Annotated in this window: 25 protein-coding genes; 21 read left to right on the top strand and 4 right to left on the bottom strand. The window is 33.5% G+C overall.

Annotation, left to right across the window (positions count from 1 at the left end):
• The first annotated feature begins 177 nt into the window (after positions 1-177).
• Complete coding sequence (locus AABL52_RS15140; RefSeq protein ID WP_000137398.1) at positions 178-1,290, top strand: toxic anion resistance protein; 1,113 nt, start codon at positions 178-180, stop codon at positions 1,288-1,290.
• 24 nt (positions 1,291-1,314) lie between these two features.
• Positions 1,315-2,148 carry a DUF3974 domain-containing protein gene (locus tag AABL52_RS15135; protein ID WP_097845053.1) on the top strand — a complete coding sequence of 278 codons (834 nt, stop codon included), beginning with the start codon at positions 1,315-1,317 and terminating at the stop codon, positions 2,146-2,148.
• A 337-nt stretch (positions 2,149-2,485) separates the two neighbouring features.
• Here AABL52_RS15135 and AABL52_RS15130 read toward each other — a convergent pair whose 3' ends face one another.
• Positions 2,486-4,045, bottom strand: coding sequence for a glycoside hydrolase family 10 protein (locus AABL52_RS15130; protein WP_341517831.1), 1,560 nt, complete (start codon positions 4,043-4,045; stop codon positions 2,486-2,488).
• A 226-nt stretch (positions 4,046-4,271) separates the two neighbouring features.
• Here AABL52_RS15130 and AABL52_RS15125 point away from each other — a divergent pair, with 226 nt between their 5' ends.
• The 10 genes from AABL52_RS15125 (at position 4,272) to AABL52_RS15080 (ending at position 13,832) form a co-directional block, all read left to right on the top strand.
• Entirely contained in the window at positions 4,272-4,577 is a 306-nt protein-coding gene (locus tag AABL52_RS15125) for a PTS sugar transporter subunit IIB (protein ID WP_098760740.1), read from the top strand.
• Positions 4,578-4,588: 11 nt separating this feature from the next.
• Entirely contained in the window at positions 4,589-5,872 is a 1,284-nt protein-coding gene (locus tag AABL52_RS15120; RefSeq protein WP_097845050.1) for a PTS sugar transporter subunit IIC, read from the top strand.
• Between the two features lie 78 nt (positions 5,873-5,950).
• Positions 5,951-6,217 carry a hypothetical protein gene (locus AABL52_RS15115; RefSeq protein ID WP_097845049.1) on the top strand — a complete coding sequence of 89 codons (267 nt, stop codon included), beginning with the start codon at positions 5,951-5,953 and terminating at the stop codon, positions 6,215-6,217.
• A gap of 22 nt (positions 6,218-6,239) precedes the next feature.
• Positions 6,240-7,388, top strand: a complete 1,149-nt coding sequence (gene anmK / locus AABL52_RS15110; protein ID WP_033656342.1) for an anhydro-N-acetylmuramic acid kinase AnmK — start codon at positions 6,240-6,242, stop codon at positions 7,386-7,388.
• 18 nt (positions 7,389-7,406) lie between these two features.
• A complete protein-coding gene (locus tag AABL52_RS15105) occupies positions 7,407-8,306 on the top strand; it encodes a BadF/BadG/BcrA/BcrD ATPase family protein (protein ID WP_000876633.1) in 900 nt (299 codons plus the stop codon).
• Positions 8,307-8,438: 132 nt separating this feature from the next.
• Positions 8,439-8,987, top strand: a complete 549-nt coding sequence (gene plsY / locus AABL52_RS15100) for a glycerol-3-phosphate 1-O-acyltransferase PlsY (protein WP_000610851.1) — start codon at positions 8,439-8,441, stop codon at positions 8,985-8,987.
• Positions 8,988-9,056: 69 nt separating this feature from the next.
• The gene (locus AABL52_RS15095) at positions 9,057-10,640 is read left to right on the top strand and encodes an aminotransferase class V-fold PLP-dependent enzyme (RefSeq protein WP_144563620.1); all 1,584 of its coding nucleotides are present in this window, start codon (positions 9,057-9,059) and stop codon (positions 10,638-10,640) included.
• A gap of 86 nt (positions 10,641-10,726) precedes the next feature.
• Positions 10,727-11,728, top strand: a complete 1,002-nt coding sequence (tdcB, locus tag AABL52_RS15090; protein WP_097845047.1) for a bifunctional threonine ammonia-lyase/L-serine ammonia-lyase TdcB — start codon at positions 10,727-10,729, stop codon at positions 11,726-11,728.
• A 204-nt stretch (positions 11,729-11,932) separates the two neighbouring features.
• Positions 11,933-12,403 carry a MarR family transcriptional regulator gene (locus AABL52_RS15085; RefSeq protein WP_001030894.1) on the top strand — a complete coding sequence of 157 codons (471 nt, stop codon included), beginning with the start codon at positions 11,933-11,935 and terminating at the stop codon, positions 12,401-12,403.
• A gap of 199 nt (positions 12,404-12,602) precedes the next feature.
• Positions 12,603-13,832 (top strand): MFS transporter, encoded by a 1,230-nt coding sequence (locus AABL52_RS15080; protein ID WP_341517830.1) that lies wholly within the window; start codon positions 12,603-12,605, stop codon positions 13,830-13,832.
• Positions 13,833-14,070: 238 nt separating this feature from the next.
• On the opposite strand, the gene AABL52_RS15075 is transcribed toward AABL52_RS15080, so the two are convergent.
• Positions 14,071-14,400, bottom strand: coding sequence for a YkvA family protein (locus AABL52_RS15075; protein ID WP_000415073.1), 330 nt, complete (start codon positions 14,398-14,400; stop codon positions 14,071-14,073).
• A gap of 246 nt (positions 14,401-14,646) precedes the next feature.
• On the opposite strand from AABL52_RS15075, the gene AABL52_RS15070 reads away from it, so the two are divergent.
• Positions 14,647-15,333, top strand: a complete 687-nt coding sequence (locus AABL52_RS15070) for an MBL fold metallo-hydrolase (RefSeq protein WP_341517829.1) — start codon at positions 14,647-14,649, stop codon at positions 15,331-15,333.
• A 44-nt stretch (positions 15,334-15,377) separates the two neighbouring features.
• Here AABL52_RS15070 and AABL52_RS15065 read toward each other — a convergent pair whose 3' ends face one another.
• Entirely contained in the window at positions 15,378-16,169 is a 792-nt protein-coding gene (locus AABL52_RS15065) for a hypothetical protein (RefSeq protein ID WP_341517828.1), read from the bottom strand.
• A gap of 29 nt (positions 16,170-16,198) precedes the next feature.
• Between AABL52_RS15065 and AABL52_RS15060 the strand changes: the two genes are divergently transcribed.
• The 8 genes from AABL52_RS15060 to AABL52_RS15025 all read left to right on the top strand — a co-directional run bounded on the left by AABL52_RS15060 (position 16,199) and on the right by AABL52_RS15025 (position 24,534).
• Positions 16,199-16,468 carry a hypothetical protein gene (locus tag AABL52_RS15060; protein WP_046955885.1) on the top strand — a complete coding sequence of 90 codons (270 nt, stop codon included), beginning with the start codon at positions 16,199-16,201 and terminating at the stop codon, positions 16,466-16,468.
• Between the two features lie 73 nt (positions 16,469-16,541).
• Entirely contained in the window at positions 16,542-17,882 is a 1,341-nt protein-coding gene (locus AABL52_RS15055) for a DEAD/DEAH box helicase (RefSeq protein ID WP_341517827.1), read from the top strand.
• 254 nt (positions 17,883-18,136) lie between these two features.
• Positions 18,137-18,775: a TetR/AcrR family transcriptional regulator gene (locus AABL52_RS15050; RefSeq protein WP_341517826.1), complete on the top strand. Its 639-nt coding sequence runs from the start codon at positions 18,137-18,139 to the stop codon at positions 18,773-18,775.
• Positions 18,776-18,817: 42 nt separating this feature from the next.
• Complete coding sequence (locus tag AABL52_RS15045; protein ID WP_341517825.1) at positions 18,818-20,065, top strand: MFS transporter; 1,248 nt, start codon at positions 18,818-18,820, stop codon at positions 20,063-20,065.
• 21 nt (positions 20,066-20,086) lie between these two features.
• On the top strand, positions 20,087-22,426 hold the full coding sequence (locus tag AABL52_RS15040; protein WP_341517824.1) for an ABC transporter permease: 2,340 nt from the start codon (positions 20,087-20,089) through the stop codon (positions 22,424-22,426).
• A gap of 9 nt (positions 22,427-22,435) precedes the next feature.
• A complete protein-coding gene (locus tag AABL52_RS15035) occupies positions 22,436-23,197 on the top strand; it encodes an ABC transporter ATP-binding protein (protein ID WP_341517823.1) in 762 nt (253 codons plus the stop codon).
• A 98-nt stretch (positions 23,198-23,295) separates the two neighbouring features.
• Positions 23,296-24,006, top strand: coding sequence for a class I SAM-dependent methyltransferase (locus tag AABL52_RS15030; protein ID WP_341517822.1), 711 nt, complete (start codon positions 23,296-23,298; stop codon positions 24,004-24,006).
• Positions 24,007-24,126: 120 nt separating this feature from the next.
• Positions 24,127-24,534 carry a VOC family protein gene (locus AABL52_RS15025; RefSeq protein ID WP_000108374.1) on the top strand — a complete coding sequence of 136 codons (408 nt, stop codon included), beginning with the start codon at positions 24,127-24,129 and terminating at the stop codon, positions 24,532-24,534.
• A 49-nt stretch (positions 24,535-24,583) separates the two neighbouring features.
• Here the strand turns inward: AABL52_RS15025 and AABL52_RS15020 are convergent, their stop codons facing one another.
• Entirely contained in the window at positions 24,584-26,269 is a 1,686-nt protein-coding gene (locus tag AABL52_RS15020) for an alpha-keto acid decarboxylase family protein (protein ID WP_341517821.1), read from the bottom strand.
• Between the last annotated feature and the right edge of the window lie 38 nt (positions 26,270-26,307).

Raw genomic sequence — 26,307 nt, 5'->3', positions numbered from 1 at the left:
TCTGAGGAAAATTATGTTGATTACAGGTATACTTATAGTAAGAAACAGGGAATGACTGCATAAACAGGCATTTCTAAAAAAATCGATTTCAAGCAATCAGAATGTATATGAAATACGATATAATAGATGAAATATAGTGCATATAAATTCGCACATATAAATAAAGGAGCGATTTTGTTGACTGAACTCGAGAAAAAAGAACCTGTATCGATTGTGAAAGATAATAATGTAGAAGTAGTGGTTGATACAGTTATAAAAGATGCAGAATTAGAGGAACTGAATAAAGAAGCTGATCTTTATGTACAAAAGTTAAATAGCGAGCAAAATACAGATTTATCAAAAGTATTGTCTCAGCTAGGAGATTTAGGAGATAAAGAGCAACAAGCAGCAGGACAAACGTTGTCAGCATTAAAACGTCCTGTAACAGCGATGATGAATGGAAAGAACGAAGAAATTCCAAATACATTGTTAGAATTACGCAAAGTGGTATCAGAGCTTGATCCAAATTCATTAAAAGCAAGTGGTATGAAGAAAATTATGTTTAAAGTATTCAAGAAAAATCCACTTGAAACATATGTGCATAAATATCAATCTATAGATAAGCAAATTGAGGAGATTATAAGATCCCTTCTAATTGGTCGTGACAACTTACAAGAAGATACAGTTGGTCTTGAAATGCTTAAAGAGCAATCGCACGATAAAATTCACGCACTTGATAAGCAAGTATACTTAGGTAGAAAACTCGCTGGCATGCTGGAAGCTGAGAAACAAAATCCAGAACGTCAAAGAGATATTCCATTAATTAACGATGCATTAGAAAAGATTCTCGTGCGTACACGTAATATGCAGCAAGCGAAAAGTGTTTTATTACAATCTATCGCATCTGTAGACATTATTAAGAAAAATAATGAAAAGTTAACAGAGGCAATTCGTAATGCAATTACGATGACGCAAAACGTCGTAACGGTATCAGCTGCTATTCAGCTAGCATTAACAAATCAACGGAAAACAATTGATGCAGTGAATGCGACAAATGAAGCAATTGAATCAATGGTATTAAGTAACTCGCAAGCATTAAAACAAAACACAGAAGAAACAACAAAACTTCTTGAAAATCCTGCTATTAGCATGGATAAATTACGCGAATCATTCCAAAATGTATTTGCTGCGATTGAAGCTTCTGAGAAATCATCAGAACGTATTATCGAGTCAAGTAAGAAGTTTGTAATTGAATTAGACACATTTAATGATGAAATGAAACAAAAACTCATTCAGCGTCCAAGGAAATAACAGACTTTTAGAGGAGGTGAAAAAATGAGTTTCATTCAAACAGTATTAGTACTATTGGGTACATTGCTTTTAATCGCATTTACTGTCGTTGTTTTAGTTGTATATTTCGGACGTAAACTGTATTTTTCATGGACGAAACCATATAAAAGAGCACATGATTCTTTAGATAAGTTATCGAATAAATCATTACCGTTTCTACAAGAATTTACACAACATCCGCTCTTTTATCGCTGGATTCGTACAGAAGGAAAGAAAGAACAGTATACATTAAACACTCTTTTCTGTGCATCGGGTCAACGTACGAGAGAGCAAGTATTCTCAATGTTACCGAAAGAAAAACAGAAAAAAGTACATGTAATGGCAAAAACAACGAAAAAACTTACAAATGAAGATATTGATGTAGCGGCGATGAAAGTAAAAGATTTTTTAAGACAAGAAACGCAGCAAACAGTAAAACCATCAGACCTTTCGTTTTATAAATTGTATTTTTATGATCGATATCCAGATGCATTAAATACAATTCAGGCGTATAAACGCTCAATAAATCCTTCATTACAAAGAACGGTTGATGAAATTACAATTTCAGTATTAAATGCCTTGCCGTATTATCAGGAGCAGCGTATGTTTGAACAACAACATAAACTTGAAACGTTCTTAATGAAAGATTTAACAGCGATGCTATCGTTAGTCGTACAATTACCACCTTCACAACGACCAGAAAAAGAAGAAGAATTAAAAATCTACTTGCAAAATTTCCAAAAAGAAATGGAAGTAGTCGAGCGAGATATTCGTGACTCGATTGATCACGATTTGAATGTGAAGATGAGAGCAGCGACTGAGAAGTTTAAGAATAAGTAGGAGAGATTTCCTTGGAAGAGTTGGCACGTCCAGCTTTTTTAAGGGAATCTCTTTTTTGTTAGAAAGTATCCTGCAATCAGAAATTACAGAATTAGTTGAAGTATTAATAAGTAAGTAAAAAGCTTAGAGAAATTTAATCAATCTGCGAAGTTAACCCCAGAAGCTTTGGATGAAGGAAATACAAATAAAATGCAAAGAGCTACAAATTTAATGAATGATGGTGGAGAAATTCTTAAAAGTGCTAACTCTTTATTAAAAGAAATTATGTAGTTTAATTTATAAATGATAATAGAAAAACTACCTATTCATAAATGAATAGGTAGTTTTTTGTTGTATATTATTTTGCTGTTATAGTGGTCTTACTAGAAGCAACACTTTCATTATGCAATCGATCAACTGCGGTTACTACATACGTATACGTTTCTCCAGAAATCGCTGTTTTATCTACATAAATTTCTCCAAGTTTTGTTTTTCTTACAGTAGTAAGTAAATTTTTTGGATTTTTTGTATCCACTTCATTTTTCCCCTTTACACGGTAAATGGCGTAATAAGCAGAGTCATTCTCTCTATCATCAATGATACCTACAGCAATACCTTCATCTCTTGGAATGGCCCCTTTTAAAGTCGGTTGTTTTGGTGGATCATGATCAAGCCAAGGCATAGGCGGGATTAGTGCAGGATGTTTATATATGTCTTCTGCGAGTCTAGATTTAACTCCAAGTGGATTATTGTTAATATCTTTTAAGCTAAAATGCATACTACCTTTTATTTCAGGATATAACCGGTTTAATGCAATTTGTCTTGGATATTCTTCTGGATCAGACCAAGCGGGGACAGAGTTGTTATTAATTTTATAAGCCGCCTGACCGATGTATAGGTGAATCGGTTTATTATTTGTTTCTTTTACCCACCAATCTACTAATATGTCATATGCAGCTGGTGTGAAACCAATATTCCAGTATATTTGCGGTGTAATGTAATCAATGTATCCTTTTTGTATCCACTCACGTGTATCAGCGTAAAGATCATCATAGTTTCTTTGACCTGCAGTTGTGTTAGAGCCAGTTGGATCGTCGGCTATATTTCGCCATACGCCGAACGGACTTATACCAAACTTTACGTATGATTTTTCTTGTTTTATAGCAGTGTTTAAACCTTTGACAAGTTCATTTACATTGTCACGTCGCCAATCTTCTATATTTGTAAATCTACCGTTATTATATGTTTCGTACGTTTTTTGATCGGGGAATTCTTCACCTGCTACTTTATATGGATAAAAATAATCATCCATATGCAAAGCATCAATATCGTAATTTTGCACGATTTCTAAAGCACCTTCTATTATAAACTTTTTCACTTCTGGAATACCAGGGTTGTAATATAACTTTCCACCATAAGGTGCAACCCAATCCGGATGTTGTCTTGCAGGATGATTATCTGATAATCGATTTATATCAGTGTGATTCATCGTTATTCGGTATGGATTAATCCATGCGTGGAATTCTATATTTCTTTTATGTGCTTCTTCAATCATAAATGCGAGCGGGTCGTATCCAGGATCTTTTCCTTGTGTACCTGTAATGTATTCAGACCAAGGACCGTAATGGGAAGGGTAAAAAGCATCAGCGGTTGGTTTTATTTGTACAACAACCGCATTCATTCCAGTATTTTTAACATCATCTAATAATTTAATAAACTCTTGTTTCTGCTTTTCGATGGGTAAGCCAGTTTTTGAGGGCCAATCAATATTAAGAACAGATGCAATCCATACAGCACGTAATTCATGTTTTTTGTACGTAGCATTTAATACAGCATAAGTAGAGTGAGGAGAAATGAAAGAGAAAGGAATAAAAAAGATGACGATACAACATATCATTAATAAACGTTTAACGATCATTTATACGCCCCCCTATTATATGGTTAACTAATATGATATCCGAGTTGAGGTTGTTCTTACAATTGAGAAAAATACATATTGAAACATTAATTTAATAGGAAAAATATTTTCACTGAAATTTACTTTCATCATAACTAAATTCTTTCACTTCTTCATATGCTTGTTAGTAAAGTGAAACTTCCTTTCATTCGAAGGGGATAAATTATAAGTATAGGAGGATTAATAAATGAAGGTTTTATTCGTTTGTTCTGGAGGGATGTCCAGCGCAATTGTTGTAAACGCTTTAAAAAAAGAAGCGGAGAAAAAAGGTATGAACATGGAAGTGCATGCAATTGGAACAAGTGAGGTAGAGGAAGAAGTAAAGAATGGTTGGGATGTTGTAATGGTTGCACCTCAAGTAAGACATCGATTTGATTCAGTTAAAAAATTTGCAGAAGAGGAATCTATTCCATGCGGTATCATACCGCCGCAAGCATATACGCCGCTTGGTGGACCGACTTTATTAAAAACTGTAAATGATTTAATTAGTTAGGGGGAAGTGTTATGAATAAGTTTGTCACGTTTCTTGATAAAAACTTATCTGGACCGATGGCAAGGCTTTCTGAGCAAAGGCATTTACAAGCAATCCGTGATGGAGTTATTTCAGCTTTGCCATTTATTATTGTAGGAAGTTTCTTTTTAATCGTAGCATTCCCACCTTTACCGAAAGATAGTTTCATATCCGTTTGGGCATTAAAGAATCAAACCAGTATATTAATACCATATCGTTTAACGATGTTTATTATGTCTTTATATATAGCATTTGGAATAGGGTATAATTTAGCGAAAAGTTATAAGCTAGATGCTTTATCAGGAGCACAGCTTGCAGTATGTTCATTACTATTAACATTAACGCCTGAATTAATTGATAAAAAAGGGTTTATGCTTCCGATGACAAATCTCGGTGGTCATGGATTATTCGTGACGATGATTGTTTCTATTTTATCAGTTGAGATTTTAAGATTTTGTAAGACGAAAAATGTAATGATTAAAATGCCAGAACAAGTACCGCCGTCTGTTTCACGTTCGTTTGAAGCACTTATACCTGCTGCATTCGTTATTATTTTAATGAGTTTAGTAACTGTCGTTTTTAGTATTGATTTACATCATGTAGTTGATAAATTAGCGGCACCGTTAGTAAAAGCTGGTGATAGTTACTTCGGTGTAATCATTCCAGTATTTTTAATTACATTTTTTTGGTCATTCGGAATACATGGTGTGTCGGTTGTTGGAACTGTTGCCCGGCCATTATGGGAAGTATATTTAGGGAAAAATGGTGAAGCAGTTGCTAGTGGCGCAAATCAGTTACCATTCATTTCACCAGAACCATTATACCAATGGTTTATATGGATTGGTGGTTCTGGTGCGACGTTAGGACTTGTATTAGCTATGATTGTATTTGGTCGATCAAAATATTCGAAGGCATTATCAAGAACTTGTATTGTGCCTGGTATCTTTAATATTAATGAACCTGTTATTTTTGGATTGCCAATTGTACTAAACCCGATATTAATTATCCCATTTATCATTACACCACTAGTAACAGCAACTATTGCATACTCAGCAACTGCGATGGGGTTTGTTACACCAACACATATAATGCCTCCATGGACATTACCAGCTCCAATTGGTGCATATTTAGCAACAGGTGGGGATTGGAGAGCGATTGTACTCGTATTTATAAACATAACAATATCATTCCTTATTTATTTACCATTCTTTAAAATGTACGACAAAAACATGCTTGAAATTGAGAAAAATGGTGATGGAGAATCTGTTAATCCGTAAGTTTTATATTTTATTTTTGAGTGATAGGTATTTTGCCTATCACTTCTTTCACATGAAGTCCAGAGAGGATGAAATGGAATGGGTATAAAATTTAGTTATAAAGGTGTATTTTTATTACTATTTGGGGTGATATGTGCGAATTTACTATTTGTACCTTTATTAAGAATGCTAAATCTATCACAAATGCATAGTATATGGCTTGTTACAAGCATTGCGGCAAGTATTTTACTTACAGTAGTTGTTTCTTTTATTGATGGATCAATTGCATCAAAGACTCAGTTATTTTTTAGATTTATATTATTTTCGATCGGTTGTACGTTTGTAACTTACATGATTGTTTTTTAGTAAAGGAGAGGTGATGCATGTTATGTATATTGCAGGGATAATGTCCGGTACATCGTTAGACGGAATAGACGTAGCGCTCGTTCATATAGAAGGAAGCGGTGTAGGTTCTAAAGTTGAACTAATCCATTTTACTACTGTGCCATTTTGTGATGATATGAAAAATGAGATCCAGCAGGCATTATCAATAGAAAATTCAAATGTACAACTCATATGCAGTTTAAATTTCAAACTCGGTTTATGCTTCGCAGGTGCTGTAAAGGAAGTTTGTAAAGAGGCCAATTTTCATTTGGGACAATTAGATGTAATTGGTTCTCACGGACAAACGATTTATCATCAGCCAAAGCAAGATGGCACTATGATTCCTTCCACGTTACAAATTGGAGAACCAGCAGTTATAGCGTATGAAACGAAAACAACGGTTATCTCTAATTTTCGAACGATGGATATGGCAGCAGGGGGACAAGGTGCACCACTTGTACCATATTCAGAGATTATTTTGTATCGTCACCAAACTAAAAATAGAATACTACAAAATATTGGTGGGATTGGTAATGTTACTGTAATACCAAGTCAACTAAGTGAGAAGAGCGTAATAGCTTTTGATACAGGGCCAGGGAATATGATAATGGATGAAGTATGTCAAAGGTTATTTCGGTTGCCATATGATCATAATGGTAAAATTGCAAATCAAGGGGTAGTTGTAGATGAAATTTTGGCATATTGTCTGAACCATCCATTTGTGAAGATGAATCCACCGAAATCAACTGGTAGAGAACAGTTTGGAGAAGAATTTGTAAGTAAATTATTGAAGCGGTTTGAAAAGCATAGTAAAGAAAATATATTGACGACTGTCACGATGTTTACTGCAAGTTCAATTGTTTATCATTATAAGGAGTTTATTTTGCCATATTATGAAATCGATGAGGTAATTCTAGGTGGTGGTGGAAGTTATAATGATACACTTGTAGAAATGATACGGCATGGATTAAAAGAAGAAAAATGTGCATTATTCCTTCAAGAAGATATAGGCTATTCTTCAGAAGCGAAGGAAGCAATCGCCTTTGCCATTTTAGCAAACGAAACGCATCATCGTAATCCGAGTAATGTGCCGAGTGCAACAGGTGCAAAGCAATCTGTAGTTTTAGGGAACATAACATTCCCTCCAATTTGAAGAGAATGAGGCGAAAGTATGAAGTATATGATTGGAGTAGACGGCGGGGGAACGAAGACAGAAGCAACTGCATTTGATAAAGACGGAAATGAATTCGTAAGAGCTACAAGTGGTTTTGGAAATATATTAATAGATTTTGAAGAAGCTCTTTTGCATATTATGGAAGCGATTGATCAATGCCAGAAAGGGTTGTTAAATGGGGATTGCGTTTGTATTTGTTTAGGATTAGCGGGTGTAAGTGGAGCAAATACAAATGAATTAACATTACGTCTAAAAAAGAAGTTTGGAACACCAATTGAAGTATTTAATGACGCAATGATTGCACATGCAGCTACTTTAAAAGGGAAGGATGGAATTTTAACAATTGGTGGTACAGGTGCGATTTGTCTTGGAAAGAAAGGAGAAATGTACGAGTATAGCGGTGGATGGGGACATATTTTAGGAGATGAAGGAAGCGGATATTGGATTGCATTACAAGGTTTAAAGAGAATGGCAAATCAACTTGATCAAGGAGTTACACTTTGTCCATTAAGTTTAAGGATTCAAGATGAGTTTCAACTTTTAACATCGTCTCATATAAAACAACTAGTATATACTTCTTCAAAAGATAAAGTGGCAGCAATTGCACCATTCATTATTGAGGAAGCGAGAAATGGGAATGTTGATGCACATGAAATTATAGTGCAAGCGGCTAAGGAATTAACGAAAATTACGGTGAATATTTATAATAAAATGCAGTTTGATGTAACAACTTCAATTGCAGTAAGTGGCAGCATATTGCGTTTCGTTCCAGAAATATACGCTGAATTTAAGAAATGCTGTGAGAAGAGTATAGGGGAAGTAACATTTGTATCACGATCAGAGCCAGCAGTGAAAGGAACATATTATTTAATGAAGAATAAATATTTTAAAATATAACTGTATGAGAATTTTTGTATGATTTGTAAATATATGATGTTAAAATGTATGAAGGGATGTGGATAAAAAAGTACAATATACATAGTTCTTGAATATTGTATATGTATTCCCATGTAGAAAGTGAATGATTACATGATTAATAGTATGCAATTTTTGTATTTGGTGGCTTCTTATTTATTTGGAAACATATTGACCGCTTATATAGTAACGAAATGGAGACATAACGTTGATATTCGGGATGAAGGAAGCGGTAATCCTGGCGCAAGAAATATGGGGCGCGTATACGGAAAAGGGTATTTTATCGCTACATTTTTAGGTGATGCAATCAAAGGGGCAATCGTAATTTCTATTGCAAAATACCTTTATGGAGATTCTACATTTGTAATGTTAGCTTTACTGGCTGTTTTACTTGGACATATTTACCCAATTGTATTTAAAGGCAAGGGCGGAAAAGGCATTTCAACATTTATTGGAGGATTAATCGCATTCGATTATTTGATAGCGCTTACTCTTGTTGCTGTTTTCGTTATATTTTATTTAATCTTTAAAGGGTTTACTAAGCCAGGATTAATTACAATTGCTTGTTTACCAGTGTGCATGATTTTTTATTCTTACTCTATTGTTTCGACTATTTTAAGTGCTCTTATCATTGTACTTATTTTATATGTAAATCGAGAATGAAATGAACTGTTAATAAGTGGGGTTAATCTCCACTTATAATTTTTATTAAATATATAAAGGAGATACAACATGGGGTTAATTTATAAAGTTGCTGATCAAGCTTGGGAATTTGAACGTATACATAAATTGAATTATAAAACATTTGTAGAAGAAATTCCGCAACATGAAGAAACGCAAGAGCGTATTCGTATTGATCGTTTTCATGAAGAAAATACATATTTAATTTGTTTAGATGACGATAAGTTAGTAGGAATGGTCGCGTTGCGAGGAAAACGACCATTCTCGTTAGATTATAAAATTTCAAATTTAGATTTTTATTTGCAAGAATATGGAGAAAATGTATATGAAATTCGTTTACTTTCAGTAGAACGTGAATATAGAAATGGAAGAGCGTTATTAGGTTTAATTCGCTTTTTACATCGTTATTTACTTCTAAATGGATATGAATTGGCACTCATTTCTGCTACAACACGTGAACTTCCTTTATATGAGCAAATGGGATTCAAATCTTTCCATACGTTAGTTGGTACAGAAGCAGCAGCATTCCAGCCAATGTATGTTACCCCTGCTATGTTTGAAGCGTCGAGTGTTGGGGGGATAATGACGAAAGAATTTACGTTTTTACCAGGTCCAGTAGATATTGAAGAGAATGTTCGAAAGGCATTTTCTACTAAGCCTATTTCGCATCGTTCTAAGTCATTTCAAGTGACGATGGAAAATGTGAAAAAACGTTTACTGCAAATGACAAAAGCGAAACGTGTGCAAATACTATTAGGTACAGGGACGCTAGCGAATGATGCCATTGCTTTACAGTTACGTTCTGTAAAAGGGAAAGGACTAGTATTAACAAATGGGGAATTTGGTAATAGATTAGTTGGACATGCAGCACGCGCGCAATTACATTTTGATACGTATAAAAAAGAAATGGGAGAACCGTTTATTTATACCGAATTAGAAAAAATAATGGAAACTGACAATTATGAATGGCTTTGGTTTGTTCACCATGAAACATCAACCGGAATGTTAAATGATTTAGAAGAACTAAATGTTTTATGTGAAAAGTATAAAGTGAAACTATGTGTAGATTGCATTAGCTCAATTGGAGCAATACCGATAGATTTGAATGATGTATATTTTGCAAGCGGTGTTAGTGGAAAGGCAATTAAATCGTTTACTGGATTATCTTTTGTTTTTCATAATCACAATGTGAAAGTAAATGAGACATTACCGGCCTATATAGACATTGGTATGTACGAAGAAAATGAAAGTATTCCATATTCACATTCATGGAATTTAATGTATGCATTGCAAGAAGCCTTAAAAAGATTTGATGATGAAATGACATTTGAAAAAATTAAAGAGGCGTATGCATATATTGAACAAGCTATTGCTACTATGGGTTTAAAACTTGTTTCACCTAAAGAACATGCTGCGCCAATTATACTTACCATTCAATTAAATAAAGGTCTTTCTTCTAAAGCGTTAGGAGATGCGTTAGCGTTACAAGGATATATCATCCATTATGAATCAGCGTATTTACAAAAGAATAACTGTATCCAAATTGCATGCCTAAATCATTATAAAGAACGTGATATGAAGAGGATGTTGAGTTGTTTACAACTGTGTGTATTACAGAGTGAGGTACATATATAAAGACTTTTTCTTAATATAGATGGTTTCGTATAAAGGAGTTGCTACATACGAAAACTTAGGAATAGATCATTGGAAGAGGTGTTAGTATGATAACTAAAAAACTACCGTTACATATAGATGATATTAAAAAAGCTCAAAACATTTTAGACAGAAATGCTCGTAAAACGCCATTAGTAAAATCATTTTATTTGACTAGTAAAACAGGCGGAGAGATTCACTTGAAATTAGAAAATATGCAATTAACGGGTTCTTTTAAATTCCGTGGTGCATTTAATAAAATGTCACAGCTGACAGATCAGGAAAAAGAGAGAGGAGTAATTGCTTGTTCCGCTGGTAATCATGCGCAAGGAGTCGCTTTATCTGCTCATTTACTTGGTATTAAGAGTAAAATTGTGATGCCGATTTCTGCCCCTCAGGCGAAAGTTGAAGCAACTAGAGGATACGGATCAGAAGTGATTTTATATGGTGAAACTTTTGATGATGCGAAGGCAAAATGTGAGGAGATTATTAAGGAAACAGGTGAAACATACTTACATCCGTATGACGATGTAGAAGTAATGGCTGGTCAAGGTACAATAGGATTAGATATTCTTGATGATATGTGGGATGTTGATACTGTCATTGTACCAATTGGCGGAGGTGGAATTATTTCTGGTATTGCTGTTGCATTAAAATCTTTTAATCCATCCATTAATATTATTGGTGTCCAAGCAGATAATGTTCATGGGATGAAGGCATCTTATGAAAAAGGTACGATTGTAGAGCATTATGAGGCACCTACAATAGCAGATGGCTGCGCAGTTAAAATACCTGGCGATTTAACTTTTGAAGTAGTAAAAGAATTAGTAGATGATATTGTAACAGTATCAGAAGGTGAATTAGAAGTAGCGATGAAAGACTTATTACAACGAGGTAAAGCTGTTGTAGAAGGAGCTGGCGCATTAGCTACTGCTGCTCTACTTGCAGGGAAAGTGGATCCATATATTAAAGGGAAAAAGGTAGTCGCGGTTATATCTGGTGGAAACGTAGACTTGCAGCGCATTTCAAGTGTTTGTGAGCAATTTTTTGTAGCCAATGAAGTGAAATAGTATTTAAAAAATATAAATTTTATGGAAGAAGAGCTAAGACAACTAATCTTAGCTCTTACTTTTTTTCTAATGTATAGTGAATTATTATATGCAATCGTCTATTTTCAAAGAGAGCTCAAATAATTATATCAATATTGTCGAAACGTAAGCATAAATTTAATATAATAGTTTTAATGTATGAATGAGCTGTTAGGAGGATAGGCCATGAATAAGGAAGAACAGGTCATGAACGGTTTCAGGGAATTATATAATAAGCTAGTTTGGCTTAATAAAGATAAGATGGAAGAAGGTCTTAAAGGTTTTAAGTCTTCTGAAGTACATTGCATTGAATATATTGAAAATAATGCAGATTCTAACGTGACACAACTTGCAGAGGCTTTTTATGTGACTCGCGGTGCAATAAGTAGAATGACTAAGAAGCTCATAAACAAAGGCCTTATCGAAAGTTACCAGAAATCAGAGAATAAAAAAGAAATATATTTTAGGCTTACTGAACAAGGGAAAGAAATATATAAAATTCACGAAGAGTTGCACAATGAGTTTCAAGAGCGGGATAAAGCTGTATTTGAGCAAGTAACCGAGGCAGAATTCGACAGTATTATTAACTTCGTGGAAAAGTATAGTAGGCATTTGGATGCAGAAATAAAGAAACAAGGGATACATATAAAGTCGTAATAAAGTTGAAGCATTCGGGCAGTTGATCCCGAAAAACTAACTTGTTTGCCCGTTCATGCGAGGTACATTTAAATAATAAAAAGGTAGCCTGTTCACAGTAAGGCTACCTTTTTATTATTGTGTTTTTGTTGACTAATCAACGAAATGAAGTTATTATTTTGTTGACAAAGCAACAAAAAGTTTTGAGAGGAGAAGTTAAATGTCTATATTTAGATCACAAAATGAAACGGAAACAAACATTGATAAACATGCTTTGATATTCGGTCTTATTTCGGTATTTCTTTGTGGTATAGGTTTCAGTATCATCATGCCTGTAGTGCCATTCTTAGTGCAGCCATATATAAGTAGTCCGAAAGAACAGGCTCTAGTTGTTACACTACTGACCTCTGTTTATGCGGTCTGCGTGTTTTTCACGGCTCCTGCACTCGGAGCTTTGAGCGATAAATATGGTCGTCGTCCATTACTTTTAATATGCCTTTTCGGTTCTGCAATCGGGTACTTAGTTTTTGGTATAGGAGGGGCTTTATGGGTACTATTTACTGGACGTATAGTAGAAGGAATAACAGGCGGGAGCATCAGTACAATTTTGGCATATTTTGCAGATATCATTCCCTCAGAACAGAGAACGAAGTATTTTGGGTGGGTGAGTGCAGTGGTAGGTGCAGGAACTATTATCGGACCAACTCTTGGGGGATTACTTGCAAAGTTTGGTCATTCTGTACCTTTATATTTTGGAGCGCTCATAACTTTATTCAATGTATTATATGGGATGAAATATATGCCTGAGAGTCTTGACAAAAATAATAGGTTAAAAGAGATTACTTTTGTAAGGTTAAATCCTTTTGTACAACTTGCAAACATACTTTCTATGAAACACTTAAAATGGTTACTCGTCTCAGCGTTTTTACTTTGGATACCTAACGGATCTTTACAAGCAATTTTCACACAATTTACGATGGATACTTTTAGCTGGAAGCCTGCACTAATCGGACTTATGTTTTCAATTATGGGCTTTCAAGATATCATTTCACAAGCTTTTATAATGCCAAAGCTTTTGATCAAGCTTAGTGATAAACAAATAGCTATGCTTGGAATGGTTTCGGAGATTATTGGCTACAGTTTTATTGCAGCATCTGCTTTGTTTTCCTTATATCCTCTTCTTATCATTGGAATGTTAATGTTTGGCTTTGGTGATTCAATTTTCGGACCTTCATTTAATGGGATGCTCTCAAAGTCTGTCGATTCTAGTGAACAAGGAAGGATTCAAGGCGGTAGCCAATCTATTCAAGCTTTGGCAAGAATGCTTGGTCCAATTATTGGAGGGCAATTCTATGTATCACTTGGTCATGCCGCACCTGCTTTTATGGGGATGATTCTTATAGTAGTGGCAATAGCAGTTTTGTATAGGGGAACACATGTAACTGCATAAACTACATGTACTAATATTTTCTATATTCCTTAATTGAAATAAAATGAATAAGAACAAATAATAGGGTGTCAGAACTTGGGAACAAGTACTGGCATCCTATTTGTTTACGGCTTGAGAGCTAAGAGAAATTAAGAATGTATTCTGTAATGATCTCATGGTGAAGGTTAAATAGAACTATCAATAATTAAAGTTAGCTTTTTTGAAAGTAAAAAGCTAGGTAAATGACTGGACGGTATAATTATACTTGTGCTGAAGTAAATAATGACTCCATTTTTACTTTGCTCTTTTCTCGAATTTCAGCGTCCGCATGGCGCATTACAAATTTATGCGCTATAGCAATTGCTAAAACATCATCTAATAAGCCGATTCCAATAATAGCAGCTATATCTGGAATGAAGTCGATTGCTAATACATAATAGGATAAAGCGGCTAATATTATGAATTTCGCTTTAGTAGGTAGCTCTTTTTTTCTCATTGTGTAGTATAAAATAATACTTTCATATACGCTGGATTTCCCGAGGTTCGCTGAGCTTTTTTTGAATTTTTTCCAAAGTGTCTGTTTCTCCATATAAACACTCCTTTTACTAAAACAGAGATTTTTTTAAAAGGATAGACAAAAAAGTGGGGAAGTAATCAATTTTATTATTTATCTTATTGTATATTTCCATAAAAATAAGGAATTACCTGTTCAAAATAATAGAATGTTTGTTATGTAACGACTTACAGTGTTTCGTTACATAAGTATGTACAGTAAAATGTATGTGGATGATTTATATATTATTAAACATTTAATAACGGGTATGGGGGAATAAAAATGAAGATAATAGAACTACCAATTGAATATGAATTTAATGGGCAAAAACAATTTATTTATCCGAGTTTAGTTATAGCAAACAATGAATTAACTTTAGTAGATACAGGTTATATCAATTTTTCACCTTTAATTGAAGAAGCAATTTTAAAACATGGGTATGAGATGAAAAACTTAAAAAATATAATTATTACTCATTATGATGATGATCATATAGGGTCTTTATATGATTTCAAAGTGAAATATCCTCAAGTTAATATTATTGCTAGTGAAATTGAATGTCACTACATTAATGGTGAAATAAAATCGGAGAGATTAGTTCAAGCTGAAGAAATGTTAGAACGTATGCCAATTGAAGAGAAAGAATTTGGTGAATGGTTTATACAACAGTTAAAAAATATAAGACATATTTCCGTCGATGAAAAAGTATATGATGGTCAAATGATTTTGAATGATGAATGTCAAATAGTAGCGACTCCAGGACATACTTCGGGGCATATTTCATTATATTTCCCGAATTCAAACTGTGTAATTACAGGGGATGCGGCTGTTCAAGATAATCATGAATTAGTAATAGCTAATCCAAGTTTTTGTTTAGATTTAGAAAAAGCGGAAGAGTCTTTAAAGAGAATTAAAAACCTTAAAGCCGTAAAGTATTATTGCTATCATGGAGGAAAGCTTACTTTATAAAATAATAAAAAAACGATCTTTCCCATATCGAAAAGATTGTTTTTTTAATTCATAGATTCTGCAATTTGAATTAAATCCTTTACGTTATATTTTCCTTTTATATAGCGTTTGTTACCAATTGCAATTGTATATTGAAAACCATTCTGCTGAAAGATAAGCTCATATGCTGAATCAAAATGAGGATTATATAATGCTTTTATATTATTTTTTAAGGTGTAGAGCTTAGCTCCCCTAAGTGCATAGAAGCCTAATTTGTTTTGAACTGGTGAAACAGTGATTTTAAAAATCCCATTCATATCTTCATTGTAGTATTGGAGGTTTAAGTAATCGTTATAGATGTACCCTTGAAATTCGTGAATTTCGAACGGGAATTTTGTAGGAGTAAGTATATGTTCCATACACTTCATTTCATATTCTTTTACAATAGTAGCTTCTTTCATAAGAGGATTCGTTCCATCATAAATTTGATTAATTTGAGATATTTTATTGTTTTTTGTTATTATTTCTAAAATGTAACCGATAGTAAATTCATCATCAGTGTCTTTGAAATAAGAAATAAGAATTGTAGTATCTTCTTTTGGAGACGGTACTATTTTAATTTCATGAATTTGTTTATTTGTTTGGAAAGTAGGTAGTTCAACTCCATCTGTTACATATGACCTCATTAATTTTTTATCATTTTTGAGTAAAGCATGTTTGAATTCACTTATTACATCTGTTTGAGATTTCGCCATTATAATTGTGTTGGATTGAAAATATAGTAAGAAAAATACGCAAAAAATTTTTATGAATGTATTGGTCAATTTTATCACCTTGTAACTATGTTTCCTTAACATTGAAATATATATGTATAGGAGGGAAGAAGATGAGTTTATTGCTTGATGTAATAATGGCTATAATTACATTTTACCCTCGAAATGACATGAAACTAAAACATCATATTGCAAAGTTAAGTGAATTCGAGTGGTTTCGAAGGCTACACGAAGATGCAAAGTATACAAAATTAATTTGGAGTAATAGAAAAATTAAAAAGTGTATTTTGTCTCCTACTAACATGGAAGCATTAATAAAATCAGAGAAAAAACAAATAGAATTTGTCCAACTAGTACACGATGAATATAAAAAAAGAAGATAAGAATTTTTTTATTTTTCATATTTGGCGAAACAAATGGTACAATGAAAGCTAATGTGAAAAATAAGGAAAAGAAGTGGTCTATTTGAAAAACTTTTTAGAATTAGGAATTAGTGAAACTTTTAATCATACATTACGTGAAAATGGAATTACAGAAGCAACACCAATTCAAGAGCAGGCAATTCCTGTTATTATGTCAGGTAAAGATATTATTGGGCAGGCGAAAACAGGGACGGGTAAAACGTTAGCATTCGTGTTACCGATTTTAGAAAAAATCGATCCAGAGTCTAGTGATGTTCAAGCTTTAATTGTCGCACCAACAAGGGAACTAGCACTGCAAATTACAACTGAAATAAAAAAAATGCTTGTTCAAAGAGAAGATATTAATGTACTAGCGATTTATGGCGGGCAAGATGTAGCACAACAATTGAGAAAATTAAAAGGCAATACACATATTGTTGTTGCGACACCAGGACGATTATTAGATCATATACGTCGTGAAACAATTGATTTAAGTAATCTTTCAACAATTGTACTAGATGAAGCGGATCAAATGCTCTATTTCGGTTTCTTATATGATATTGAAGATATTTTAGATGAGACACCTGGTAGTAAACAAACGATGTTATTCTCAGCAACGATGCCAAAAGATATTAAAAAATTAGCGAAGCGTTATATGGATGAACCGCAAATGGTTCAAGTACAAAGTGAAGAAGTAACGGTAAATACAATTGAGCAGCGTGTCATTGAGACGACTGATCGTGCAAAGCCAGATGCACTTCGTTTCGTTATGGACCGTGATCAGCCATTTTTAGCTGTTATTTTCTGTCGTACAAAGGTTAGAGCAAGTAAGCTTTATGATAATTTAAAAGGATTAGGTTATAATTGTGCTGAACTTCATGGTGATATACCTCAAGCGAAACGTGAGAGAGTTATGAAGAGTTTCCGCGAAGCTAAAATTCAGTACTTAATTGCAACAGATGTAGCAGCTCGTGGACTTGATGTAGATGGTGTAACGCACGTATTTAACTTTGATATTCCTGAAGATGTAGAAAGTTATATTCACCGCATTGGCCGAACAGGACGTGCAGGTGGATCTGGTCTTGCAATTACGTTCGTTGCAGCGAAAGATGAAAAACATTTAGAAGAAATTGAAAAAACGCTTGGTGCACCATTGCAAAGAGAAATAATCGAACAACCGAAGATAAAACGTGTAGATGAAAATGGAAAACCGGTACCAAAGCCGGCTCCAAAGAAATCAGATCAATATCGTCAAAGAGATAGCCGCGAAGGTTCAAGAAGTGGTTCAAAAGGTGGCTCAAGAAATAGTTCGAGAAATGATAACAACCGATCATTTAACAAGCCAAGTAATAAAAAAGGTAGTACAAAACAAGGTCAGCAAAGACGTGGCCGTTAAATAGTTATTATTGAAAAGAGCCGCAGATTGTTGCGGCTCTTTTTTTGTTTGTACACAACGAAATCGATATAAGTACAAGGATGATTGCATTTAAACACCCTTTAAAATTTCATTTACCGTATTAAAAAAATAAAAAATTTATAAAGGAAATAGAAAGTAGGGTGTTGTATATGTACGATAATAGGAAACTTTTTACTAACTAAACATATAATTTAAATAGACCGACAGTCGGTCTGATGGGAAGGAGAACATGAATGCGAATAGTAAAGGAGTATGAGGAGCGTAGAAAGGAAATTTTAGAAACTGCTGAACGTTTATTTATTACGAAAGGTTATACGAAAACAACAGTAAATGACATTTTAAAAGAGATAGGGATAGCGAAGGGGACGTTTTATCACTATTTTAAGTCGAAAGAAGAAGTAATGGATGAGATCATCATGAGGATCGTTAAAGATGATGTTGCTAAAGCGAAAGTAATCGTCTCCAATCCAAATATCCCAGTTTTAGAAAAGTTATTTCGAGTCTTGATGGAGCAATCACCAAAATCAGGAGATGTCAAAGATAAAATGATTGAACAATTTCATCAGCCAAATAATGCGGAAATGCATCAAAAAAGCATAGTGCAATCCATTATTCATTTATCTCCTGTTTTAGCAGAGATTTTAGAACAAGGAATCGATGAAGGCATATTTTCTACACCATACCCACAAGAAACGATTGAATTATTACTTTCTTCAGCACAAGTCATATTTGATGAAGGTTTATTCCAGTGGAAGCCGGAAGAAATGATGAGAAGAGCGAAAGCTTATATAAAAATGATGGAAGCATCTGTTGGAGCGAAAGAAGGATCCTTTGATTATATGCTGGAGTTTTTAACTAAACAGAAATCATGATTTCTGTTTAGTTATTATAGACCGACAGTCGGTCTAAATTAAATGAAGGGTGTGATGAGTATGCCAGCAAGTATAAAATCTTCTATGAAAGATTTTCGCTTAATGGTGAGTGGGCAAATTATTACTATTTTGGGTTCAACACTTTTACGTTTTGCCCTATCTTTATATGTATTAGATATAACAGGGCGTGCTGATATATTCGCAGGATTATATGCGGTAACGAGTATTCCGTTTTTGTTATCCCCTGTTGGTGGAGCGATAGCTGATCGTTTCAATCGCCGTAATTTAATGGTCACTTTTGATTTTATAAACGCTGCGATTGTATTAAGCTTTATAGTTTTATTATTTAGTGGATCGGTATCTATTATATTGATTGGGACAATTATGTTTTTACTAGCAGTCATTAGTGCAATGTACTCACCAGTTGTAATGGCGAGTATTCCGCAATTAGTTCCAGAGAAAAAGTTAGAACAAGCGAACGGTATCGTAAATGGTGTGCAAGCATTATCTAACATAGTTGCTCCTGTATTAGGAGGAATATTGTACGGCATAATTGGTTTGAAAACGCTCGTAATAATAAGCTGTCTTGCTTTCTTTTTATCTGCGATTTTAGAAATGTTTATTACAATACCTTTTATAAAAAGAGCACAAGAAAGCCATATCATACCGACAATTGTAAAGGATATGAAAGATGGCTTCGTATTCGTTTTAAAACAACCATTTATTTTGAAATCTATGCTTTTAGCTGCATTATTAAATTTAATACTGACGCCGCTATTTGTAGTTGGTGCTCCAATTATTATACGAGTAACAATAGAAAGTAGCGATATGTTATACGGAATTGGAATGGGATTGATCGATTTTGCTACTATTTTAGGTGCATTATCAATAGGCTTTATTGCGAAAAAGATACAGATGAAAACATTGCATTACTGGATGCTGTTAATAGCTTTATTAGTAATACCAATGGCACTATCCGTTACGCCAGTTATTCTTAATTTAGGATACTATCCATCATTTCTCCTCTTTATACTCTCTTCTATTCTAATTGCAATGATCATGACAATTGTATCCATTTATGTAATTACTGTAGTCCAAAAGAAAACACCGAATGAAAACCTAGGAAAAGTAATGGCAATTATAACAGCGGTATCTCAATGTATGGCACCAATTGGGCAAGTCATTTATGGTTTTATGTTTGAAGAATTCAATATGAAAATTTATTTACCTATATTAGCTATTAGTTTCATAATGATAATAATAGCGATAGTGACGAAGAAAATATTATAGAATGAGGGGAACTAGCTTAATATGATTAGGAGAATGTTAAAAAGAGATTTCTCTCAAAATAAATTGATAATTACCATTTTATTTATGTTTATCATGTTATCAAGCCTTTTAATGGCTAGTGCTTCAAGTAATGTTATAAATCTATTGAACTCGATGGATCAATTGTTTAAAGTATCAAGCGCACCGCACTTCGTACAAATGCATACCGGAGAAATAAATCAAAAGTCAATCGACTCATTTGTAGCGAAAACTCCTTTTGTAAAAAAACAGCAAACGGCTGAGATGGTTCAAATAGGTGGGTCTAACATTTTTATAAAGAAGAAAAATCAAACGGAACATAATAGTGTAATGGACATTAGCTTCGTTAAACAAAATAGTGATTTTGACTTTTTATTAGATTTAAATAATGAAGTGATCGATGTTAGAAAAGGGGAAATAGGTGTACCAATTTATTATATGCAAAAATATAATTTGCGTATTGGAGATAAAATATGGGTTGTTAAAAATAATAATGAACTAGCATTGACTATTTCGGCATTTGTTCGTGATGTTCAAATGAACCCATCACTTGTTAGTTCAAAACGATTTGTAATAAGCGATGAAGACTTCGAAAGAATAAAGGGGAATTTTGGAGAAAGTGAATATCTTATTGAATTCCAGCTAACAGATGCAAATAAAATAAATGAATTTGAAAATCTATATCAGTCATCGAACTTACCTCAAAAAGGTCCCTCTATTACGTATTCACTCTTTAAAACACTCAATTCATTAACAGATGGAATAATAGCTGCAGTACTTATCATAATAAGTGCATTATTAATGTTAATTGCAATTTTATGTATTAGATTTACAATTATGACTTCTATGGAAGAAGATTATTGGGAAATTGGTGTTATGAAAGCTATTGGCATTACAAGCAAAGAGATCCAAAAATTATATGTAACAAAATATGTTGTTATTGCTGCTAGCGGGTGTATATGTGGATATATTCTTTCATTATTTGTTACAAAAATATTTACCTCTAATATCTCACTTTATATGGGAACAGCAAATACAAGTGTTTTACATTTTATTGTACCATTAATAGTCACAACTCTGATATTTCTAGCTGTTATCCTTTTCTGTCGTATTATTTTGCGGAATTTCAGGAGAATTACAGCAATAGAAGCTTTACGATCAAGAGATAATCTAGGAAAGGAGAAGGTGAAAAGTTCTTTTTCTCTTTCTCAAACTAAAATTATAAATGTAAATATATTTATTGGTATACAAGATGTCGTAAAACGCTTTAAGTTATATCGCGTATTAAGTATCGTTTTAATCATAGCCGTGTTTATGGTTGTTGTACCTGTTAACTTTTTGTATACAATTCAGTCACCGAAGTTTGTAAATTATATGGGAACAGGAAAAAGTGACATTCGAATAGATATACAGCAATCTGAAAATATAGAGAAACGATTTAAGGACGTTATTTCATATATACGAAATGATGAAGAAGTAGAAAAATATGCAACATTTGTTACGAGTACATTTAAAATAGTAAACGCTGATGGTACACATGAAAACTTAAATGTAGAAATGGGAGACTTCACTAAATTCCCATTAGACTATATTCAAGGCATGGCATCAAAAAATGAAGATGAAATTGCTCTTTCGTATATGAACGCAAATGAATTAAAAAAGAATGTAGGGGATGAAATCGTTTTATTTGTAGAAGGAAAAGAAAAAGCACTAACTATTAGTGGGATATATCAAGATGTAACGAATGGTGGGAAAACAGCTAAAGCGAGCTTCTCTTATAATAGCGAAAATATATTATGGTATGTAGTAAACGTAGATATTAAGCCTACTGTGAATTTACAAGAAAAAGTGAAGGAGTATAAGCATAATTTTAGTTTTGCAAAAATAACAGATACAGATGATTATTTAACGCAAACTTTAGGAGAGACAATTAAACAATTAAGACTCGTGACGCAAGTGGCAATTTTGATTGCTATATTGATATCAGTTTTAATTACTGCGATGTTTTTTAAAATGTTATTGGCAAAAGACTCTTCACAAATATTAATTATGAAAAGTATTGGTTTTTCTAACAAAGATATTCGTATACAGTATATAACTCGTTCTATTGTCATTGTATTAATAGGCATTGTAATAGGGACATTACTAGCTGCTACGTTTGGTGAAATGTTAGTAAGTTGGTTAGGCTCATTTATGGGAGCGGCTCATATAAAGTTTGCCGTAAACCCTATCGTTTCTTATGTAATATGTCCAGCTATTTTATTTATATCTGTGACTGCAACAATACTTTTCAGTAGTTTTAATATGAAACAAACAGATGATTTAAAACGAAGTGGAGAGTAGGGGTGTAACGTGAAAAAAATTTTAGAAGTAAAGCAATTAAACAAAACATATTCAATAGATGGAAATACAAAATATCACGTGCTAAAAAATATAGATTTAGAGATTAATGAAGGAGAATTTATATCGGTCATGGGCCCTTCTGGTTCTGGGAAATCAACGTTATTATATAATATTAGTGGAATGGATCAAATGTCATCAGGAAGTGTGAAAATTGATAGTAAAGAAATATCATGTATGAAAGAAGAAGCGTTAGCCAAATTGCGCCTTACTGAAATAGGATTTATTTTTCAGCAGAGCAACCTTCTAAGAAACTTGAATCTATTTGATAATATCATCTTGTCAGCATATTTAGCGAAATGCGAGAGTAAGGAAACAGTAAATCAACGTGCTCTGGAGCTAATGAGGAAAATGGGGATAAGTGATATAGCGTCTCATTATATAACCGAAGCATCTGGAGGCCAATTACAAAGAGTTTCTATTTGTAGAGCGCTTATCAATAATCCAAATGTTATTTTTGCTGATGAGCCAACTGGTGCTCTAAATTTAAAATCAACAGAAGAGGTAATGCAAATATTACTAAATATTAATCGTGATGGAACTACTATTATGTTAGTGACTCATGATGTAAAGGTAGCTGCGAAAACAGAAAGAGTTCTTTTTATGTTGGATGGAGAAATTGTTAGCGAAATTCAATTAGGTAAGCTTAGGAATAATGAGTTGAAAGTGCGAGAAGAGAATCTATTAAAATGGTTAGCTGTACTTGGATTTTAAAGATAAAAACTCCTATTAAATGTAGGAGTTTTTCTTTGTATGAAAGTTCTGAAAGATATATAATAATTTTCTGACTATTAAAATTTGGAGGGATACAAATGAAAAATGAAACGTTGCACACGCAAGAAGATATTATTCTAATGCTTGATTCATTATTAAGACCGGCAGAACCATTTTGGAATGAATTTTATGCGAATAGAGAAAAAGATGTTCCGTTTTTTGAAAATGTTCCAGATGAAAATCTAGTTTCATATGTAGAAACAGAATGGGTTTCCAAAGGGAAAGTGCTGGAGCTTGGATGTGGCCCAGGAAGAAATGCTATTTATTTAGCGGCTGAAGGGTTTGATGTAACCGCAGTGGATTTATCTATAGAGGGCATTAATTGGGCCAAAGAGAGGGCTTTAGCAAAAGGAATAGAAATTGATTTTATTTGTGATTCAATTTTTAATCTAGAGTGTCAAAATGATTTTGATTTTGTATACGATTCAGGCTGTTTACATCATATTCCACCACATAGAAGAATACATTATGTGAATTTAATTATAAACTCATTGAAATCGGGTGGTTATTTTGGAGTAACATGTTTTGCAGCAGGTGATTTAGATGAACGAAATGGTTCAGAAATAACAGATTGGGACGTATATAGAGGGTGGAGTCTACAAGGTGGTCTGGCATATTCTGAAGAAAAACTGAGAGAGATATTTAAAGAATTTGAAGTAATTGAAATTCGAAAGATGAGGCAAATCAAACAACCAAATACTATGTTTGGAGAATCATTTCTTTGGACAGCATTATGTAAGAAGAAATAAGAAAGTAGATAATTGACAAACGTATCGTTTTTATAGACAATATATTTATAGGAATATACGTTCGGTTTTTGGTGGCCGATGTATGTTTTGCATAAATACATAACAAGGGGCTGTCTTTACATGAGTACTACAAATCAAAAAATTACTACGTTCTTAATGTTCGAAGGTAAAGCTGAGGAGGCGATGAATTTTTACACGTCGCTATTCGATCAATCAGAAATTGTAAATATCTCTCGTTACGATGAAAATGGACCTGGTAAAGAGGGTTCTGTCATTCATGCAACCTTTACGTTAAATGGCCAAGAATTCATGTGCATTGATAGTTATGTCAAGCATGGTTTTACATTTACACCATCTATGTCTCTTTATGTAACTTGTGAGACAGAAGAAGAGATTGAAACGGTCTTTCATAAACTAGCACAGGATGGATCTGTACTAATGCCGTTAGGTTCCTATCCATTTAGCAAAAAGTTTGGCTGGTTAAATGATAAATATGGTGTGTCTTGGCAGTTGACGCTGGCGGAATAAAAAATAAGATAAGAAAAGCGTAGCCCATTTATAGCTACGCTTTTTCTTATTAAGAATTTTGCTTACCGAATCTTTCACGGAGTTTAGCTAACAATTCAGGCTGATCCCCTTGGCTCATTACAACTTCAATAAAGATGAGTTGATTCTTATTTAAAGATATATTCGTTAAAACTTCTGCTAACTCTGTTTCATTTTCCACTTTATATGTTAGACTTTTTTCTTCTGATCCCAATACGTTTGCGAGTTTTGTGTAATCCCACATTTGTATGTCATTATACAGTTGATTTTGGCCGTGAATTGCACGTTCAACAGTGTATCCATTGTTATTAATTAAAAATATAATCGGTTTTAAATTTTGACGGAGTATAATCGATAACTCTTGAACAGTTAATTGGAAAGAACCATCACCAATAATTAAAATGTTACGCCGCGATAAATCAGCGAGCTGTGTACCGAGTAGAGCAGGTAATGTATAGCCAATCGATCCCCATAATGGTTGTGCTACATATGTAGTGTTATTTGGTAAAGGGATAGCAGCACTACCGAAGAAAGGTGTTCCTTGCTCTGCAATTAAAACATCGTTTTCTTGTAAGAAATGGTATATTTGTTGCCAAAAACGTTTTTGTGTAACTAATTGTGCTTTTGGGTTAAACTCTTCAGTAATCGATAGCGATTCTGAAATAAAGGGCTTAATTTCAAGTGTTTCCTCTATGCGATGTTCGATTAAATCACTTAATTGTTCTAAAGCATCTTTCATTACAACAGGCCCATATGTTTTATCTATGATTTTTACAGTATAGGGATGGATTTCTATTACTTGCCCTTTCGTAAAACCTTGTGTAAAGCCCCCAGTAATAGTATCAGTTAATTTCACTCCAATACTAATAATACAGTCAGATTCATCAATTCTTTTTCGTAAGTATGCGGAACTAACATCACCAGTATAAATTCCTACAAATTGAGGGTGTTTTTCAGGGAATATTCCTTTCCCCATACTTAGCGTTGCGATAGGAAATCCTGTTTTTTTTACAAATTGATACAAATATTCTTCCGCATGAAAACGATTCACTTCAAAATCAGCTAAAATAACAGGTTTTTTGGCACTATTAATTTTTGAAGTTGCATGTATCAGCATTTTATCCAGCGCTTCTTTATTACTTACAACTGGTTTATGTAAAATTGATTCCGTAGGTTTATTAATTGGTTTATTATACACATCAATCGGCAAATTAATATGAACAGGGCGTTTCTCACTCCAACATGCACGTAATACACGGTCTATTTCCTCAGCGGCATGCTCAGCTGTTAAATTTGTTTGTGCTACTGTGATTTCTCGATACATATTAGAAAAGTGATCGAACTTTCCATCACCTAACGTATGATGAACAAGTGCTCCATTTTCCATTACTTTAGTTGTTGGCGTACCAGTTATTTTTATAACTGGTACGTTTTCTGCGTATGAGCCAGCAACACCGTTAATGGCGCTTAACTCTCCAACACCGAAAGTGGTAATAAGAGCGGAGATTCCTTTTATACGAGCATATCCATCAGCAGCATATGCCGCATTTAATTCATTACAATTACCAACCCACTTTAACTTTTCATGTGCTACTACATCATCTAAAAAAGCCAAATTATAATCACCAGGGATACCAAAAATATGTTCAATTCCTAATTCGCTTAGTCGGTCTAATAAATATGTACTAACAGTATATTGCGTTTTCAAGTGAATCATCTCCTACTTATGTAATGAATATTTCAACAGACTAAAGA

Origin of the sequence: Bacillus paramobilis (genome assembly GCF_038096195.1) — a bacterium.
Lineage (GTDB): Bacteria > Bacillota > Bacilli > Bacillales > Bacillaceae_G > Bacillus_A > Bacillus_A mobilis.
The sequence above is the reverse complement of the archived record's forward strand: the minus strand, read 5'-3'. Positions and strand labels throughout refer to the sequence as shown.